Source organism: Bacillus sp. FSL K6-2869 (genome assembly GCF_040869405.1).
GTDB lineage: Bacteria > Bacillota > Bacilli > Bacillales > Bacillaceae > Bacillus > Bacillus altitudinis.
Map to the genome: position 1 here is coordinate 977723 of NZ_CP152035.1, position 16325 is coordinate 994047.

Here is a 16325-nt window from a genome sequence, read left to right on the forward strand (position 1 = left end):
TGTAGAAGTTCAAAATTCACACCTGAAATAATGTCCATAAAGATCCGCTCCTTTCTAATACATCATATGAATTCAAAAGGAATCGGTGAGGGATAAAACCAAAAAAAGAAGACACCATAAGAGGTGCCTTCTATGATCCAGATATGAAATTAAGCTTTTGTTCCGCCAAGGTTTTGCTGAGCGTAAGATACAAGACGTTTCGTGATTTCTCCACCAACTGAACCGTTAGCACGAGCTGTTGTTTCTGCTCCAAGGTTTACACCAAACTCAGAAGCGATTTCGTATTTCATTTGATCGATTGCTTGCGCTGCTCCAGGAACTAGTAATTGATTTGAACTATTAGAATTTGCCATGATGTGAATCTCCTTTTTATATAAGATTTTTTTGGTTGGGTTTGCTGGAGTCGCACCAGCGAAATGACCAAGTCATTTGCCACTTGGCGAAACCCAATGCGGTAACTGCTTTGTACTAAATATTATGGTTCGCTACGAAAAAAAAATACGGAAAAAGAACATGGTAAATGTTGTTTTCACATACAAAAAACCACCACCCAATGGTGATGGTTTGTGGAACGTCTTCTTATTCAGCTGAGCGAATGCGCAGCTCAGTCTCTGTATCAAAGAAGTGCGCTTTATTCATATCAATGGCAAGAGGGATCGTCTGACCTGCCTGAATATCTGTGCGAGAATCAACACGTGCAATAAACGTTTGACCAGCGAGAGAAGAATAAAGCATCGTTTCGGCTCCCATTAATTCAGCCACTTCTACGTTTGCTTCAATTTTTGTTCCTTCAGAAGCCTCTATAAACACAGGCTCATCATGGAAATCTTCTGGCCTGATGCCTAGAATCACATCTTTTCCGATATAGCCCTGACTGCGTAATACTTTCATTTTTCCTTCTGGTACACGAATGTGCGTATTCCCAATGGCAATGGCTCCGTCAGACAGTTTTCCTGTAAAAAAGTTCATCGCTGGAGAGCCAATAAATCCTCCTACAAAGACATTCTCTGGGTTTTCATACACATCCTTTGGTGCGCCAACCTGCTGAATAAAGCCATCTTTCATGACAACAAGCCGAGTAGCCATTGTCATGGCTTCTGTTTGATCGTGTGTGACATAGATGAATGTTGTCTGCAGCCGCTGATGAAGTTTAGAAATTTCGGCACGCATCTGAACACGAAGTTTAGCATCTAAATTAGAGAGAGGTTCATCCAAAAGAAAGACTTTTGCATCGCGCACAATGGCCCTTCCAAGTGCAACACGCTGTCTTTGACCTCCAGACAATGCCTTAGGTTTTCGATCTAAGTATTGTTCAAGCCCTAATATTTTCGCAGCGTTTCGTACCCGCTCATCAATTTCTGTTTTAGGAAATTTTCGAAGCTTTAATCCAAAAGCCATATTATCGTACACATTCATATGAGGATATAAGGCATAGTTTTGGAAAACCATCGCAATATCCCGATCTTTTGGTGCCACATCATTCATTCGCTTGCCGTCTAATAGAAAATCTCCTTGTGAAATTTCTTCAAGGCCTGCAATCATGCGGAGGGTTGTTGATTTTCCGCACCCAGATGGACCAACAAACACAATAAATTCTTTATCCTCAATATGTAGATTAAAGTTATCTACTGCTGTTACTTTGTTATCGTACACTTTATAAATTTGATTCAGCATCATTTCAGCCATAGGTGGTAGCCTCCCAGTCCTTTTTTGAAAGCGCTTTACTTATAAATGAAGTGTATAAAAAGGAAGGGTGTCTGTAAATGGACAACGTGCACAACATCTTATTTTCATTTTTAGGCAAGGTGCTCATGATAGGATCATTTAAGAAAGATCGAGAAGGTTCATCATGAAGTAAGCAGCTGACGCTTCTTGAAAATGACGTATATCTAGTCCTGTCCGTTCAATAAATTTATCAATCCGATACTGAAGGCTGTTTCGATGAACATATAACGCTTTTGCTGCCTGCGATGCATTTAAATTACACTGCATATAGGTCGTGAGAGTCCGGTAAACGTCCCGATCAAAGATTGTTTCTATAAATGCATCTGAAATAGCAGCAGAAACTATGTCTGTATCATGGCGAATGAAAGCAGGTAGACATTGATAAAATGTTGCAACCCCTGACCTAAGTTTTCCTTGCTTAAGATGCCATAAAAAGAGCTGATGTTCATTTAATAATCTCATTTTTAAATTTCCATTCGGCAAATGCAGCTGTCCTTGCATGAAGACAACGTCTGTTAAAAAATCACTTGTGATGGCTTGAGACAAATCATGTAGCTGTTCAAGTTGACCATTTTCTGATGTAGCGTTTGTTTGAATGAGCATAGCTGTTTCAGTGCCTGTCCATATGAAATGAATATGTTCGAGGCTGCTGTTCACAGCCTCTTTTATTTGCTGCCTTTGTTCTGCTTGGTGATCCATTTTGAAAAAATGAACACGGACGGATTGATCGATGGTGATTGATTTGTTTTCAAAGAGATAGCTGTACCATTTCTGTTCTTCTTCCGTTTCCTGCGTATGAGGTACATCAATTGGTGTGAGGAATGAATTGAGAAGAAGCGTTTCCCTTTCTGTTAGCTCCGTTTTGTTTACTCCGAAAATTTCGCCTTCGTCTGTTTGATACCAGAGAATTTGTTTATCATTTGTTGGTGAACTGATGATATGGTGTCCGTAAACAAGTTTTAGTTTTTCTAACATGGCGAGGCTCCTTAAACAGTTTAATCATACACATGGAATAGCATTAATTCGTGGATTTCTTCTTTTAAGGTTGGTTCAACTTCATGAGGCGGAAGCTGAGAGCCCCATTCAATATCACCCGTTTTGTGATAAATGCCTTCATAGTGTGAACCATTATGAAAAAAGGATATTTTCCAGCCAGGTAATTGCGCTTTTTTAAAGAGTGGTTTCCATTGAAAATGAGAAATCATATCATCATTGCCTCCTTGCTTTTATTGATGAAACAATAAATACACACGACAATACGGAAACAACCTTGAACTTGGTTTTATTGTATCTCATCTGATGAAAAGAGCATAGGGAAAGCACAGATTTCAGAGACATGAAAAGAAAACATCAGTAGGCGTTTGCATGGTCTATAGGAGTAAGAGCCATTTGTGTTAGGTAAGATGCGTATTCAACGATTCTTTTCCCAATCAGCCATTCTGAGTGTTTCAATGGTGCATGCAGAAAAATCTCGCGGCCTGGACGAGAATTGGCTTCAAACATCCAGATAGCACCTAAGTGATCAATACCTAAGTCAAAACCAATTTCGCCAATCAGACCGGGCATTTTTTCATCTATCACACGACTAAGTGCGAGGGCAGTATCAGAGAGCTCTTGCAAAACCTTCAAACGTTTCTCTGCATCAGGAAAGATATCATATAGTGTTTTTACTGAACCACCATGCAGTTGATGGGTTGTGACAGTGTGATCTCCTGAAACTTTTCCAGCAGCGGCTGTAACAGTCCAATGACCATACTTATTTTTATTCGTATGAATTCTAAAATCCATTGGTTGATTGTCTATTTGAAGAAGCTCAATGCCTTGTTGTGCAATCAAGTCGTGAATTGCACAATCTTTTCGCAGTTTTTTCACGAAATGGTCTACGGAATGATATGAAGTGGATTTCCCTTTATTTGAGCAGACAGTGATCCCGTTTTCCGCCTTCTTTAACTGATAAATACCGTCTCCGTGACTGCCGTTTGTTGGTTTTAAATAAATGACATGATGCAGATGAAGGAGTGTTTCTATTTTAATTAAAGCATCAAAAGGATCTAATCGTATGGAATGTGGTAAGAAAGAGCTTGTGTTTTCATCTGTTAATAGCTGCTCATGAATGTCCCATTTATTAAAAAAATAAGGATTGAACCAAGGGATATCGTAGTCTTGAGTGAGTTTTCGTTTTGTTTCTTGAATGAATGCCGACTGAGCAGCCTTTCTATTAGGCAGTCGGTCATAAACAACGGATGGGAGGGGCATCTGCTTTTTTACCCAGCGCTCCTCTTGGTAAAGCAAACCTTCCACTATTCCTTTATCCCAATCGATAGAATGAGTACCAAAAAGATATGCAAAACCAGCATGCTGCCTGCAAGATTGCAGCAATTTCATAAAATAGGAAGATCTTGCGCCTAAAGGTGCTGTATTTTGTTCGAATCCTGCAGTGAAAATGCCGATGAGAGGTCCTATATAGAGTGTATGTTGAACTAATATGACATCAGCTTTCGTTTTGTATGGAATGAGTAAAGCGCGATAAAGGTCTTCTGATAATAAAATCATTTGAGATTGATGATGATAGGAAATGGTGAAATCATCTACTAAACAAGAACCTAAAGCAATAGATAAAATTGCCTCCTGCTCTTTAAACTGAGCAGGGAGATGTACTGTTTTTTCACTTGCTGAATGAGGAGCGATGATGTAGCGTTTTCTCTTCATAAGGAACCTCCTTTTCTTCAGCCATCATCGATTTGGCATGTTCAAGTATGGTCTGAATCAATTGATTCTCCTTCTCAGGATAAGCTTTTAAAAAAGAGGATCGTCCTGGCTTTGATCTTACATTTGAGATAAAAAGTCTGCCTTCATTTGTATGAAGCAAGTCTACAGCGAATTCAATACACGGTGAGAAAGTTTTGTCTATAAACGCTGGAAGAGATGACTGAATGGAGGCAATATCATCTAACAACAGCTCCTTGATGTGTGGCTTTAATGAGTTTAAATAGTGATCAAAGGCTACCACATGAATGGAATTTTGTGTATTGCTTAAAAGGCTGTTTTCTACTGATGGTTTTGTATGAATCCCCATGCTATTCCATTGATTTTGTGAATTTTTTATAAGAAAAATCCTAATTTCATTGAATATAACGTCTTTTTGATCATTCGTGTTAAAAAATTGAAGGAAAGATCGGCCGATATACTTTTTGCACCAGCGTTCAACCTCTGCTGAATGTGAAAAGGTGATGATTTGCTTAGCGTTTAGCTGCACAGTAATGAGTGATTTGTCTCTTAAAGAAATGAAGCAAGAGGGTGCTGCGTGCTGTTGAGAAAGCGGCTGTATTTTACAATATCCGCCCTTTCTGACCAAGTTGAGAAGGTCTGAAGGCTCTGTCAATAGAGAGCAGACAGGTAAGTATGGTTGTAAAGAAGGGAGGAGACGGAGCTGCTCGAATAGCCGCATTTTATTTGAAATTCCAGTATTCAAAAAAACGGTTTTCGGATACTTTTTTAACCAATTCATGATAGGTTTTGCTTTTTTAGATTGTGCGTCATGCTGATAAAGACAACGATCATAAATCAAGTCAGGAATCTGAAATTCTGACGCTTCAAATCCTTTGCCAGTCTTAAATTTTTGACCGTGAATGACATTTGAAGCAGGCTTTAAATCTAGAGGTGAAAAACGAACAACTTCTAAATCAAAAGAAGAGGCTGCTTTGGCAAGCTGATGTGTGAATGCTTCTTCATGCTTCGGAGAAAGAGTGACAATGCCGAGCGTTGACGTCATGAAACAACACCTACTTTTCAAATTCTTTTTTTAACATCTGAAAAACACTTTTTGTTGATTTTACATAAACTTGGCGTTCCTATATCATTACGACAGATCGTTGTCTCATATGTCACATTGAATGCTTCATTTGCTTGGACTCTTGACAACAACTATAATACGTATAGATAAAAACAATAAACTTCAGGTGTTGTTTGAAAGGTAGATGACGACTTTGGATATATTCACAACGTTTATCTTTATGATTGTGATAGGTGCAGTGATAGGGGCAGCAACAAACCATCTCGCAATTAAAATGCTTTTTCGTCCGTATAAGCCATATTATTTATTTGGGAAGCAGCTCCCATTTACACCGGGTCTCATTCCTAAAAGAAGAGATGAAGTAGCCAAGCAGGTTGGCGTCATGGTGATGGAGCATTTACTAACGCCAGAGGGTATTAAAAAACGATTTGAATCATCAGAGGCAAAGCAAGAGATATTGCGGACAGTGCACCGATATATTGATAAAGGTGCTGATATGGAAATGACGGTTTTCTCCATGTTAGAAAAATACGGTTTTTCACAGGCTGACGTTAAAGCTGACGCATGGCTTCATCAGTGGACTGATCATAAGCTCCACTCACTGCTTGAAAAGTATGATCAGCAAACATTGTCTGAGCTGTTGCCACAGGATGTAGAAAATAAGCTTGCATCAAAAATTCCAGATGCCGCAGATTATATTTTAAAGAGAGGCATTCATTATTTTGAAAGTGATGAGGGAAAAGCAAGACTCGGTCATATGATAGATGATTTCTTAAAAGAACGAGGAATGCTTGGCAGTATGGTCCAAATGTTTTTAGGGAATTCAAGCTTAATTGATCGCGTGCATCCTGAAATGATGAAGTTCTTAAAGAATGCAGAGACAAAAAGGTTTTTATCAGATTTACTTGTTCAAGAATGGGACAAGGTAAAGCAATTTTCTTTACATGAGCTTGATGAAAAATGGAATGTGAAAGAGCTTCTATTTAGTGTGAAAAAGCAATTGCTTTCACATTTTTCTACAAAGGTGCTGTTAGATAGACCAGTAGGAGTTTACATCAGTGCAGTAGCGGATGATCTTAAGACCAAATTTGCTCCATCTCTCATTGATAAAGGGATTGAAGCCGCATCTAATGCGCTTGAGGGACTGCTCGCAAAGCTCCAATTTGAAGAAATTATTCGTGAACAAATTGAACTTTTCCCGCTTGAAAAAATGGAAGAGCTTGTGATCAGCATATCTAATAAGGAGCTGAAGATGATCACATTTTTAGGCGGTCTTTTAGGTGGATTGATCGGTGCTGTCCAAGCGATTTTTGTCACCTTATTCTAAGGCAAGATCGAGAAATTTCGATGAATTTATTGTATATATGTGAAACGAAAGCCATAGTTTGTTATAGTGGAGTGGTGTCCGCCGATCCATATCGGTGATAACGGATAGAAAGGAGACATAACATGTCTGTAAATCTTTATGATGTTGCATATGACCTTGAAAAAGCACTGCGTCATAGCGAAGAATATTCAGCGTTAAGAAATCTTTATGATGAGGTAAACGGGGATGAATCCTCTAAAAGAATGTTTGAGAACTTCCGTGACATTCAAGTAAACCTTCAACAAAAACAAATGACTGGTCAAGAGATTACACAAGAAGAAGTAGAGCAAGCGCAAAAAACGGTTGCACTTGTGCAGCAGCACGATAAAATCTCTCAGTTGATGGAAGCAGAACAACGCGTAAGTGTTCTCATCGGTGAATTAAATAAAATTATCATGAAGCCTCTTGAAGAGCTTTATGGAAATACTGAAGAAAATTAATTGAAAGGGCGATCATATTCGCCCTTTTTTTCATTCATATCGCCGCTTGTATATCTTTAAAAAAAGGGTTGTCGAAGCTCGTAAATTCTGCGATAATACTTATTGAAAGTGCTTTCAAAAAGCGCTATCGTGATGAATTGGGTGCGTTCCACTTTGGATTTACGGCGATGAGCCAAATGAGAGAGAAGCGCTTCTGGGAGAAAAGCAAAGCATAAGGGGATATGATATAAGCAATGCTTTGGTGTGTGAAAGATGAGGGGATCATGGGGAGCTTCATCACGCCATTGTTACGCATCCAAACCATACATAAAAAAAAGCCTAGGGGTAGGCTTTTTTTATTTGCGATTGAGGCATAAAACAAGGGCTGCTTCAACTGCATGTTCTAAAGCGCTAAGCTAGGGCATATCCTCATCGTAAGTACAGTCATCAAGAAGGGGGATGCCTCAGTGTCAAAAAAGCTACTTGCACTCAATATAGATGGAACGTTGCTTCGTTCCAATGGGAAAATCCATTCCGCTACAAAAGAAGCTGTGGAATATGTTAAGAAAAAAGGGGTTTACGTGACGATTGTCACCAACCGTCATTTTCGATCTGCACAAAAAATTGCCAAGGCGTTGAAAATACCAACTTCAACTCTTGTGACGCATAGTGGTGCATTTATCGCTGATAAGCTTGATGAGCCGCTCCATGTGAAGAAATTAACGGAAGAGAAAACATTTAATCTTGTGCAGATCCTTGAAAGCTTTGATTGTAATGTTCGCTTGTTACATGAAAAATTCTCAATCGGCAATCGGAAAAAAACACAGTCTCAACTGATGGGAAAAACGTTGATTCATCCGTCTGATCCAATTTTCTATCCCGTTCAATTTGTTGAATCATTAAGTGATATGCTCATGGATGAACCGGTTAGCACACCTGTCATTGAAGTGTATTCGACGGCAGCACTTCAGCCTGAAATCCACACAACCATTCAACAAGCATTCCCATCTGTTGATCTGATTAAGATCAGTGATGAGAAAATGAACATTGTATGCAAAGGGGTATCGAAAGAAGCAGGACTTTCTCTTTTAACTTCAGCACTAGGTTTTACATTAGAAGATACGGTCGTGATCGGTCACGGGACAGACGACATCCCGATGCTTGAGTTAGCTGGCTTAGGCGTTGCGATGGGGAATGCACCTCATTCGGTCAAACGTAAAGCCGATTGGGTGACACGTTCTCATGATGAACAGGGTGTTGCTTATATGATCAAAGAATACTTTAGAATGCAGCAAAGGGAAGGTTTTTTACATCAATTTGATATTAAACGATAATATAGTGAAGGCCCTGTCTATTAAGAAATGGCAGGGCCTTCGTCTGTTCTCTTCATTGCTTTTCCTAGATGAATTTTGTAAAATGAAACAAGTTTGAAGATAAAGGTGATATGATGCGAATTTTAGTTAAAGGGCTGTCTAATGAACGATTTCATCGACCGCTTGTCAATATAGCCAATTTATTCGAGGAAGATAGTGAAGTGCTGTTTGATTCAGGTGAAGCGAACGATGGCCTGGTCATGGTGTTTGATTGGAAAGAAACTGGCGGTATGGTGGAGGCTTCTGGCCATATCGCTGGAACAGATATGACGAGTTGTTTTACAAGAGAGATGCCGGAGGGCTTGAACGATAAAGAGCGCTGGAAGCAAATCAAAAACACTGTGCTGTCTGTTTATTTACATCTGCTTCAGGAATATACAGGAATGACGCAAAAATGGGGGATTCTTACGGGGATACGCCCTACGAAATTACTTCATAAGATGCTGAGAGAAGGCATGACAAAGGAAGAAGCACATGCAGCGTTAAAGCGCGATTACTTGATTCATGATGAAAAGATCCATTTGATGCAGGAGATTGTTGATCGTCAAATCAAAGCCATTCCAGATCTGTACGATCTACAGGAGGAAGTGAGTATTTATATCGGTATTCCTTTCTGTCCAACAAAATGTGCTTATTGCACGTTCCCTGCTTATGCCATTCAAGGACAAGCTGGAAGAGTGGGAACGTTTCTTTTTGGGCTGCATTATGAGATGCAAAAAATGGGCGAATGGTTAAAGGAACATGGGATTAAAGTGACGACTGTTTATTTTGGCGGAGGTACTCCAACGAGTATTACAGCAGAAGAAATGGATTTGCTGTATGAGGAGATGTATCGCTCTTTTCCAGATGTGAAACATATTCGGGAAGTCACTGTAGAAGCGGGTCGACCTGATACGATTTCACCTGATAAGCTGGAAGTGCTCAACCGTTATCATATTGACCGGATTAGTATCAATCCGCAATCATATGAGAATGAAACATTGAAAGCGATTGGCCGGCACCATAGTGTGGAAGAAACGATTGAAAAGTATCATTTATCAAGGCAGTATGGTATGAATAATATTAACATGGACTTAATCATCGGGCTGCCAGGAGAAGGGCTAAAGGAATTCCAACATTCCTTGCAGCAAACAGAAGAACTGAAGCCTGAATCTTTAACGGTGCATACCCTTTCCTTTAAGAGAGCGTCTGAAATGACCCGCAATAAGGAAAAGTATCAAGTGGCAGACCGTGAAGAGATCACACGTATGATGGATGAAGCGGTTGCTTGGACAAAGGCACATGACTATCATCCGTACTATTTATACAGACAAAAAAACATTTTGGGGAATCTCGAAAATGTCGGGTATTCGTTAGATGGACAGGAAAGTTTGTATAATATTATCATTATGGAAGAGGTGCAGACGATCATTGGCATTGGATGCGGCGCTGCGAGTAAATTCATTGATCCGCGAACCGGAAAAATTACGCAGTATGCCAATCCAAAAGATCCAAAGTCTTATAATGATCGTTATGAGCACTATACGGAAGAGAAGATTCAGTTTCTTGAGTCATTATTTGTTTCTCACATGTAAACACTGCGGTGACGCAGTGTTTTTTTCATTTGTAAAAGGGTATATAGGGGGTAAAAAGGTAAAGCAGGTGTACATATGATGGATGTGATCGGAATTGGGATTGGGCCAGCAAATTTAGGATTGGCCGCTTTATTAGAGGAGTATGAAGATGTGACATGCTGTTTTTTTGAACAGGAAACCGAATTTGCTTGGCATCCTGGTATGCTCATCAAAGGAACGGACTTACAAGTTTCCTTTCTAGCGGACCTTGTGACAATGGCTAATCCAAGGAGCAAGTATACATTTTTAAATTATTTACATGAATCAAACAGGCTTCACCGATTTTATACATTTGAACAATTTGATATCCCCCGGAGAGAATTCAATGAGTATTTATCATGGGTTGCAGGTGAATTAGATAGCTGTCAGTTCGGGATGAAGGTGGAAGAAGTGACCGACTGTGAAGACGGGTATCTTGTAAAAGTTAGGCGGTTGAAAGATGGGGCGCTTTCTGAATATCGTGCAAAGCATGTCGTCCTTGGAACTGGAAGCAAGCCGATGATTCCTGTCGATGTGCCAGAAGCTGCGGTGCCGCATGTGACCCATAGCAGCCGTTATGTGGATCAACAAAAAGAACTTCATGAAGCTGAAACGTTGGCGGTGATTGGTTCAGGTCAGAGTGCAGCTGAAATTTTCTTAGACCTGCTTCAGCATCAGAAGAAAGGACAGCAGCTTTCGTGGTTTACACGTTCAAGTGAATTTAGAGAACTAGAGACAGCGGAGCTTGGTCAGGAGCTATTTACACCTAAGTATGTTGAATATTTTCATTCCCTTCCTTATGAAGAACGGATGAACACATTGCCTAGACTGGCAGGATTAAGGAATGGCATAGATGCATCGACGCTTTCTCGTATTTATCAGGAATTGTACCATCGCTCCGTTTCAGGTGAAGAGCCTTCTGTACTCATTCAGCCAATGACTGAGCTTGAAGCAATACATATGGAGGATGAGCAGCAGTTAGAGCTGCATTTGAAACAATGGCAGCTCAAGAAAGAAAAGAAAATGACAGCCGATCATGTGGTATTGGCTACAGGATATACGCCTAATATTCCGGAATGGTTTAGCGCATATGAACCATTGATTGAATGGGAGAGCGATGAGCATTTTAAAGTGACAGACGACTTCAGGCTTGTGTTTAAAGACAAACGGTTTCATCATTTCTTTACATTCACGAACCTCGATCACTCTCATGGAACAGCGGCGACCAATTTAAAACTATCGATCTACCGCAATCAGAAAGTCATCCAAACCATTCGCGGGGATACGAAAGAACAAGTGAAGCAAGAAACAGCATTTCAGCAATTTGAATAGATATAAAAAAGGGCCCCAGCACAGGGCCCTTTTCAATTAAATGGTTGTTTCTCTTTTTACTTTCGGTTTTTCAGTTTGCCATTTGAAGATTTTGTTTAGGATTTGATAGATACGCTTTGATTCTTTCGTCACTAGCGGTCCTAAAATCGCAAGGATTAATACATATAATGCAGCAAATGGCTTCAATGTAGCGGCAAGCCCGCCTGCAATCCCAAGTTCGGCTACAATGATGGAAAACTCTCCTCTTGATACGATGGTTAATCCAATATTAGAAGAAGCTTTATGAGAGAAACCGGCTCTTCTTCCAGCAAACATCCCGGCGGTGAAGTTCCCAATTAAAGTGAGAATGACAGCACCGATCGCAAGCCAGAAGGCATCTCCTAATGTAAATGGATCAATACTCAATCCGAAGCTGAAGAAGAACATGGCGCCAAAGAAATCTCTAAAAGGAACAACGAGATGTTCAATGCGGTCTGAGTGCTCTGTTTCTGAAAACACAAGACCTAGTAAGAGAGCGCCAATGGCCTCTGCGACATGAATCGTCTCTGAAAAACCAGCCACGAAGAACAAAGCGGCAAAAATGACAATGATAAATACTTCATTTGAACGGATATCGAATAGTTTGTTTAATAGTTTTGGCAGCTTACGTGCGATGATAAAGAAAATCATCATGTAACCAAAAGCGATTAAAATAGATAATAAGGCACCGCCAACGGACGTGGCATCTCCAAGGACAAGACCGGATACGACAGATAAATAGACGGCGAGAAAAATATCCTCAAACATAATAATCCCAAGAATTAACTCTGTTTCAGGGTTCGCTGTCCGTTTTAAATCGACAAGGACTTTGGCGACAATGGCGCTGGATGAAATGGTGATAACGCCTGCCATAATGAGAACTTCAAGGAATCCAAAGCCTGTGATAAACCCATAAAGCAATCCTAAGCTAAAGTTGATCAAAATATAAATAGATCCGCCGACTGCAATGGATTTACCCGATTTTATGAGTTTGCCGACAGAGAACTCAAGCCCGAGGTAGAATAGAAGGAACAGGACACCCATTCTACCAAAAAACGAAATAATCTCGGTGCTCTCGATAAACTTCAAATCAATGATCCCGATGGTTGGTGCATGCGGACCAACAATCATCCCGAGGACAATGAGAAAAGGAATGATAGAAAATTTAATTTTATTGGCGATTAAGCTGGCAATGGCGATGAGAATAAGCGCCGTTCCAACTTCAAAGACTAAATGATCCATTCATCACTCTCCCCCTCTAGAAAGAAAATCACGTATCAATCGCTTCAAGTGTTTTCTTTCGCCTGAAATGACCATCGTATCATTTGCTTGAATTATCGAATCGGCACCGGGGTTGAGTAATTTTTCATTTGTATGTTTAATGATCGCAATGACGGTGACTTCATAATTTTGTCTCACATCTAAATCGCCGAGTGTATGTCCAACCGCTTTTGCGTCTTTTTCTACCTTAAACCATTCAATGATCAAATCATTGAACGCCATTTCAATCGTTTCAAGTGCTTGCGGCTTATACACCATACCGCCAATAATGGCAGCAATTTGCCGGGCTTCAGCATCATCGAGAGAAATGGTGGACAGTACTTCATCTGGATCTTCATCGTCGAAACGATAAATCTCCCGTCTGCCATCATCATGAATCACAATCGTCATCTTTTCTCTATTTCTCGTTTCAATTTCAAATTTCTTTCCAATCCCAGGAAGATCATTTTCTTTAATGTTCATTTTATCCCTCCGAATATGATAGGTTTTGTTTTTCATATAGTGAGTACGGATGAAATAAAATGAATCAGTCGAGGTAATTTGATTGGTACATAATGGGGATTGCACACTTCATTTCTAAAAAACATAAATCAATGGATAACGCTGTGGCTGGTGCAAGCTTTACAAGAAAAGCTTTTGAAGCGCCCATTGATAACCTCTGTTTTAACAGAAGAGATGATGCATGTTTTTTTGAAAATGGAGGTGTCTTCACAGCGTTGATTTCTTCATCATAAATCGATGGAGAAATCAGGCTCGGTGTGCTCGCTTCTGCTTGTGAAGCAAAAACGACATTTGAAAAGGGAGAAAACATGACGATGCAGCTAATCAATATACATATGGAACTTCTTATCAATCATTCTCCCCCTTTCATATGATGTTTTATTTCTTATTTTACTATATAAAAATATATTTCTCGTTTCAACAATTATGCTTATTTTAGTATCAGTTGATCTTGAAATTTTTTATGTAGAGGAAAAGGAATTGCTTGATGGAAATTGAAGTAAGTCATGAGTTTGAAAAGAAAGAGGGGGAATGGATGATGACATATATTAATTGTCAGGTAGATGGGGATATTTTTGAAATCGTTTTCAATAGACCTGAAGCGTATAATTCGTTTCATGTTGACATGTTTGCTGAATTGAAGGAAGCGTGTGATACAGCGAGTGAGAGCAGTGCGAAAATTGTTGTTCTTAAGGGGATGGGCAAAGGGTTTTCAGCAGGCGGAGATATTGGCATGATGCTAAAGCAAGATCGTGAAGAAGATTTTCATCGCGTGATGGATTTGATCGAGGGAATTACACTTTCTTTAGCCAGTATGAAAAAAGTGACGATTGCACTTGTCCACGGGGCAGCGGCTGGTCTTGCTTTTAGCTTTGCCCTTAGCTGTGACTATTTGTTTATGCATCAAGATGCTAAACTTGCCATGAACTTTAATGGAATCGGGTTAATCCCAGATGGCGGAGGGCATTTTTTCCTCACCAAAAGAGTTAGTGAACAAACCGCTAAACAATTGATTTGGAGCGGACAAAAGCTGCCGGCTGAAGAAGCGCTCAAGCTTCGTCTTGCAGACGGCGTGTTTCAAGATGAGGTGGATACGTATCAAAAAGCGTGCGTCAAGCCATTTTTAAATATGCCGCTTCAAGCCTTTGTTGAAACAAAGATGATTTATTTTCAGCAGTCAGAATCACAGCTGTTAGCCGTTCTTCAAAAAGAGCGTGCTGCACAAGCTAGACTGAGACAAAGCCGTGATCATCAGGAGGGTGTTCAAGCGTTTTTGGAAAAAAGACGTCCTGTGTTTCATTAAATAGAAGAATGAATGGCCGGCGGATGCCGGCTTTTTTAACGTTCAAATAAAAGAAGTTTACCTGCATCATTTACGAGCCGGTGAGAATGCTTTGTGTATTGTTGTTCGATTAAACGATGACGTCCTAATTCTTTTGCTTTTTCATCACTATCTGTGGTGATTTTTTCGTTTAATAAGGTTTCACCTGACGAATCAAATACAGTCAAATAGTAGGTTTTCTCCATCACTGATCTTCCCTTTCTTCTTGTTTTTTAATGAATTATACAAGGAGGAAGTTAAAACCTTTTTTTTCACCCCTAAAAATGTGTTTTTTAGAATGAGAGCGATAGAACGTGCATTCGTAAAAACGGCGTGATAAAATATGGACAACTACAGTAACGTACAAGGAGATAGACGTTTGACGAAGCTCACTTTTATTCATGCCGCAGATCTTCATTTAGATAGTCCGTTTGCGGGAATGTCCAATATACCGAACCGAATTTTTAAGAGGTTGAAAGAAAGTACATTTCAAAGTGCCAAGAACATGTTTGAACTTGCAATTGATCGAGAAGTAGACTTTATGCTGCTGAGCGGAGATATATTTGACGAATCGAATCGCAGCCTAAAAGCACAGCTTTTTTTAAGAAATCAGTTTCTTCAGCTACAATCACACGGGATTGAAGTGTTTATTATTTATGGTAATCATGATCATTTAGGTGGTGAATGGACACCAATTGAGTGGCCAGAGAATGTTCACGTTTTTTTGAGCAGTACGCCAAGTGAGCAAGCCTTTTATAGAGAAGGTCAGCTTGTGGCAAGTATTTACGGGTTCAGCTACAAAGATCGAGCTGTCCATGAAAATATGACACCTTATTATGAAAAAACAACAGATGCCCCCTATCATATTGCAATGCTTCACGGCACATTAGCAGGTCAAGAAGGGCATGATGCGTATGCACCATTTCAGCTTCAGCAGCTTCTAGCGCGGGATTTTGATTATTGGGCGCTTGGACATATTCATAAGCGGGCTCTTCTGCATGAAGACCCAATGGTGATCTATCCTGGAAACGTACAAGGAAGACATATAAAAGAAACAGGAGAGAAAGGCTGTTATGTCGTTTACCTATCTGAAGATGCTCAAAGAGCGGAGTTTATGAGCTGTTCAGATGTCATCTTTGAGACATTGACAATAGATATCACACATACCGCTCATATGACCGATCTTGTGATACTTGTGGACAAAAAGATGAGTGGACTGAAAGAGAGAGGTGTTCCTCATTTTGTGAAAATCGAACTAACTGGCGATGCTCCTGCTTATATGGAGCTCACGCAGCTTGAAGTGCTTGAGGAGCTGATGGCTGTTCTTCATGAACAGGAGGAAGATGAAGACTTGTTCGTTTGGGTGATGTCGATTGACTGCCGGACACATGAAGATGCCGTCTATCCAGAAGATTCTTTTTTGACAGAACTAACAGCAGAAATTGCCGAGTTTGATGCGTATGATGAGCTGCTTTCACCGATCAAGCGTCATCCAACCTATAGAAAGGCAGGAAGAGCTTTTACAAAAGAGGACGAGATCGATATTAAAGAAGAGGCACAAAGGCTGCTGGCAGAACAGCTGAAGCATTTATGAGAGAAGGAGA

General features: G+C 40.0%; 17 protein-coding genes. 7 read left to right on the top strand and 10 right to left on the bottom strand.

Annotated elements, in window-relative coordinates; translation table 11 throughout:
* Window positions 1–149: 149 nt before the first annotated feature.
* The 6 genes from MHI58_RS04880 to MHI58_RS04905 all read right to left on the bottom strand — a co-directional run bounded on the left by MHI58_RS04880 (window position 150) and on the right by MHI58_RS04905 (window position 5497).
* Window positions 150–353, bottom strand: coding sequence for an alpha/beta-type small acid-soluble spore protein (locus MHI58_RS04880; protein ID WP_008348940.1), 204 nt, complete (start codon window positions 351–353; stop codon window positions 150–152).
* A 226-nt stretch (window positions 354–579) separates the two neighbouring features.
* A complete protein-coding gene (locus MHI58_RS04885; protein WP_008348937.1) occupies window positions 580–1686 on the bottom strand; it encodes an ABC transporter ATP-binding protein in 1107 nt (368 codons plus the stop codon).
* A gap of 138 nt (window positions 1687–1824) precedes the next feature.
* The gene (locus tag MHI58_RS04890; protein ID WP_045034848.1) at window positions 1825–2700 is read right to left on the bottom strand and encodes a helix-turn-helix domain-containing protein; all 876 of its coding nucleotides are present in this window, start codon (window positions 2698–2700) and stop codon (window positions 1825–1827) included.
* 20 nt (window positions 2701–2720) lie between these two features.
* A complete protein-coding gene (locus MHI58_RS04895; protein ID WP_008348933.1) occupies window positions 2721–2930 on the bottom strand; it encodes a YheE family protein in 210 nt (69 codons plus the stop codon).
* Between the two features lie 145 nt (window positions 2931–3075).
* Complete coding sequence (locus MHI58_RS04900) at window positions 3076–4434, bottom strand: YheC/YheD family protein (protein WP_045034849.1); 1359 nt, start codon at window positions 4432–4434, stop codon at window positions 3076–3078.
* A complete protein-coding gene (locus MHI58_RS04905; RefSeq protein ID WP_045034850.1) occupies window positions 4391–5497 on the bottom strand; it encodes a YheC/YheD family protein in 1107 nt (368 codons plus the stop codon). The genes MHI58_RS04900 and MHI58_RS04905 overlap by 44 nt, the downstream gene beginning before the upstream one ends.
* Before the next feature lie 214 nt (window positions 5498–5711).
* Here MHI58_RS04905 and MHI58_RS04910 point away from each other — a divergent pair, with 214 nt between their 5' ends.
* The 5 genes from MHI58_RS04910 to MHI58_RS04930 all read left to right on the top strand — a co-directional run bounded on the left by MHI58_RS04910 (window position 5712) and on the right by MHI58_RS04930 (window position 11600).
* Window positions 5712–6845, top strand: a complete 1134-nt coding sequence (locus tag MHI58_RS04910; RefSeq protein WP_024719981.1) for a DUF445 domain-containing protein — start codon at window positions 5712–5714, stop codon at window positions 6843–6845.
* Window positions 6846–6967: 122 nt separating this feature from the next.
* A complete protein-coding gene (locus MHI58_RS04915; RefSeq protein ID WP_008348927.1) occupies window positions 6968–7324 on the top strand; it encodes a YlbF family regulator in 357 nt (118 codons plus the stop codon).
* A 446-nt stretch (window positions 7325–7770) separates the two neighbouring features.
* Window positions 7771–8637: a Cof-type HAD-IIB family hydrolase gene (locus MHI58_RS04920; protein ID WP_008348923.1), complete on the top strand. Its 867-nt coding sequence runs from the start codon at window positions 7771–7773 to the stop codon at window positions 8635–8637.
* Between the two features lie 113 nt (window positions 8638–8750).
* The gene (locus tag MHI58_RS04925) at window positions 8751–10250 is read left to right on the top strand and encodes a coproporphyrinogen III oxidase (protein WP_045034852.1); all 1500 of its coding nucleotides are present in this window, start codon (window positions 8751–8753) and stop codon (window positions 10248–10250) included.
* 75 nt (window positions 10251–10325) lie between these two features.
* Entirely contained in the window at window positions 10326–11600 is a 1275-nt protein-coding gene (locus MHI58_RS04930) for a lysine N(6)-hydroxylase/L-ornithine N(5)-oxygenase family protein (RefSeq protein ID WP_045034853.1), read from the top strand.
* Between the two features lie 36 nt (window positions 11601–11636).
* Here MHI58_RS04930 and MHI58_RS04935 read toward each other — a convergent pair whose 3' ends face one another.
* The 3 genes from MHI58_RS04935 to MHI58_RS04945 all read right to left on the bottom strand — a co-directional run bounded on the left by MHI58_RS04935 (window position 11637) and on the right by MHI58_RS04945 (window position 13752).
* A complete protein-coding gene (locus MHI58_RS04935) occupies window positions 11637–12860 on the bottom strand; it encodes a cation:proton antiporter (RefSeq protein WP_045034854.1) in 1224 nt (407 codons plus the stop codon).
* Between the two features lie 3 nt (window positions 12861–12863).
* Window positions 12864–13361, bottom strand: coding sequence for a cation:proton antiporter regulatory subunit (locus MHI58_RS04940; protein ID WP_017366937.1), 498 nt, complete (start codon window positions 13359–13361; stop codon window positions 12864–12866).
* Between the two features lie 64 nt (window positions 13362–13425).
* The gene (locus MHI58_RS04945; RefSeq protein ID WP_234710318.1) at window positions 13426–13752 is read right to left on the bottom strand and encodes a potassium:proton antiporter; all 327 of its coding nucleotides are present in this window, start codon (window positions 13750–13752) and stop codon (window positions 13426–13428) included.
* Between the two features lie 135 nt (window positions 13753–13887).
* On the opposite strand from MHI58_RS04945, the gene MHI58_RS04950 reads away from it, so the two are divergent.
* On the top strand, window positions 13888–14703 hold the full coding sequence (locus MHI58_RS04950) for an enoyl-CoA hydratase (protein ID WP_080673864.1): 816 nt from the start codon (window positions 13888–13890) through the stop codon (window positions 14701–14703).
* Between the two features lie 35 nt (window positions 14704–14738).
* On the opposite strand, the gene MHI58_RS04955 is transcribed toward MHI58_RS04950, so the two are convergent.
* Complete coding sequence (locus tag MHI58_RS04955; RefSeq protein ID WP_024719988.1) at window positions 14739–14927, bottom strand: YhzD family protein; 189 nt, start codon at window positions 14925–14927, stop codon at window positions 14739–14741.
* A 173-nt stretch (window positions 14928–15100) separates the two neighbouring features.
* Between MHI58_RS04955 and MHI58_RS04960 the strand changes: the two genes are divergently transcribed.
* Window positions 15101–16315 (top strand): DNA repair exonuclease, encoded by a 1215-nt coding sequence (locus tag MHI58_RS04960; RefSeq protein WP_045034855.1) that lies wholly within the window; start codon window positions 15101–15103, stop codon window positions 16313–16315.
* Window positions 16316–16325 lie beyond the last annotated feature (10 nt).

Excerpts from the sequence above, each read along its gene's own strand:
- MHI58_RS04905 (WP_045034850.1), bottom strand. The coding sequence starts at position 5,497 with ATGACGTCAACGCTCGGCATTGTCACTCTTTCTCCGAAGCATGAAGAA.
- MHI58_RS04895 (WP_008348933.1), bottom strand. The coding sequence starts at position 2,930 with ATGATTTCTCATTTTCAATGGAAACCACTCTTTAAAAAAGCGCAATTA.
- MHI58_RS04885 (WP_008348937.1), bottom strand. The coding sequence starts at position 1,686 with ATGGCTGAAATGATGCTGAATCAAATTTATAAAGTGTACGATAACAAA.
- MHI58_RS04880 (WP_008348940.1), bottom strand. The coding sequence starts at position 353 with ATGGCAAATTCTAATAGTTCAAATCAATTACTAGTTCCTGGAGCAGCG.
- MHI58_RS04935 (WP_045034854.1), bottom strand. The coding sequence starts at position 12,860 with ATGGATCATTTAGTCTTTGAAGTTGGAACGGCGCTTATTCTCATCGCC.
- MHI58_RS04950 (WP_080673864.1), top strand. The coding sequence starts at position 13,888 with ATGGAAATTGAAGTAAGTCATGAGTTTGAAAAGAAAGAGGGGGAATGG.
- MHI58_RS04930 (WP_045034853.1), top strand. The coding sequence starts at position 10,326 with ATGATGGATGTGATCGGAATTGGGATTGGGCCAGCAAATTTAGGATTG.
- MHI58_RS04915 (WP_008348927.1), top strand. The coding sequence starts at position 6,968 with ATGTCTGTAAATCTTTATGATGTTGCATATGACCTTGAAAAAGCACTG.
- MHI58_RS04955 (WP_024719988.1), bottom strand. The coding sequence starts at position 14,927 with ATGGAGAAAACCTACTATTTGACTGTATTTGATTCGTCAGGTGAAACC.
- MHI58_RS04900 (WP_045034849.1), bottom strand. The coding sequence starts at position 4,434 with ATGAAGAGAAAACGCTACATCATCGCTCCTCATTCAGCAAGTGAAAAA.
- MHI58_RS04925 (WP_045034852.1), top strand. The coding sequence starts at position 8,751 with ATGCGAATTTTAGTTAAAGGGCTGTCTAATGAACGATTTCATCGACCG.
- MHI58_RS04890 (WP_045034848.1), bottom strand. The coding sequence starts at position 2,700 with ATGTTAGAAAAACTAAAACTTGTTTACGGACACCATATCATCAGTTCA.
- MHI58_RS04940 (WP_017366937.1), bottom strand. The coding sequence starts at position 13,361 with ATGAACATTAAAGAAAATGATCTTCCTGGGATTGGAAAGAAATTTGAA.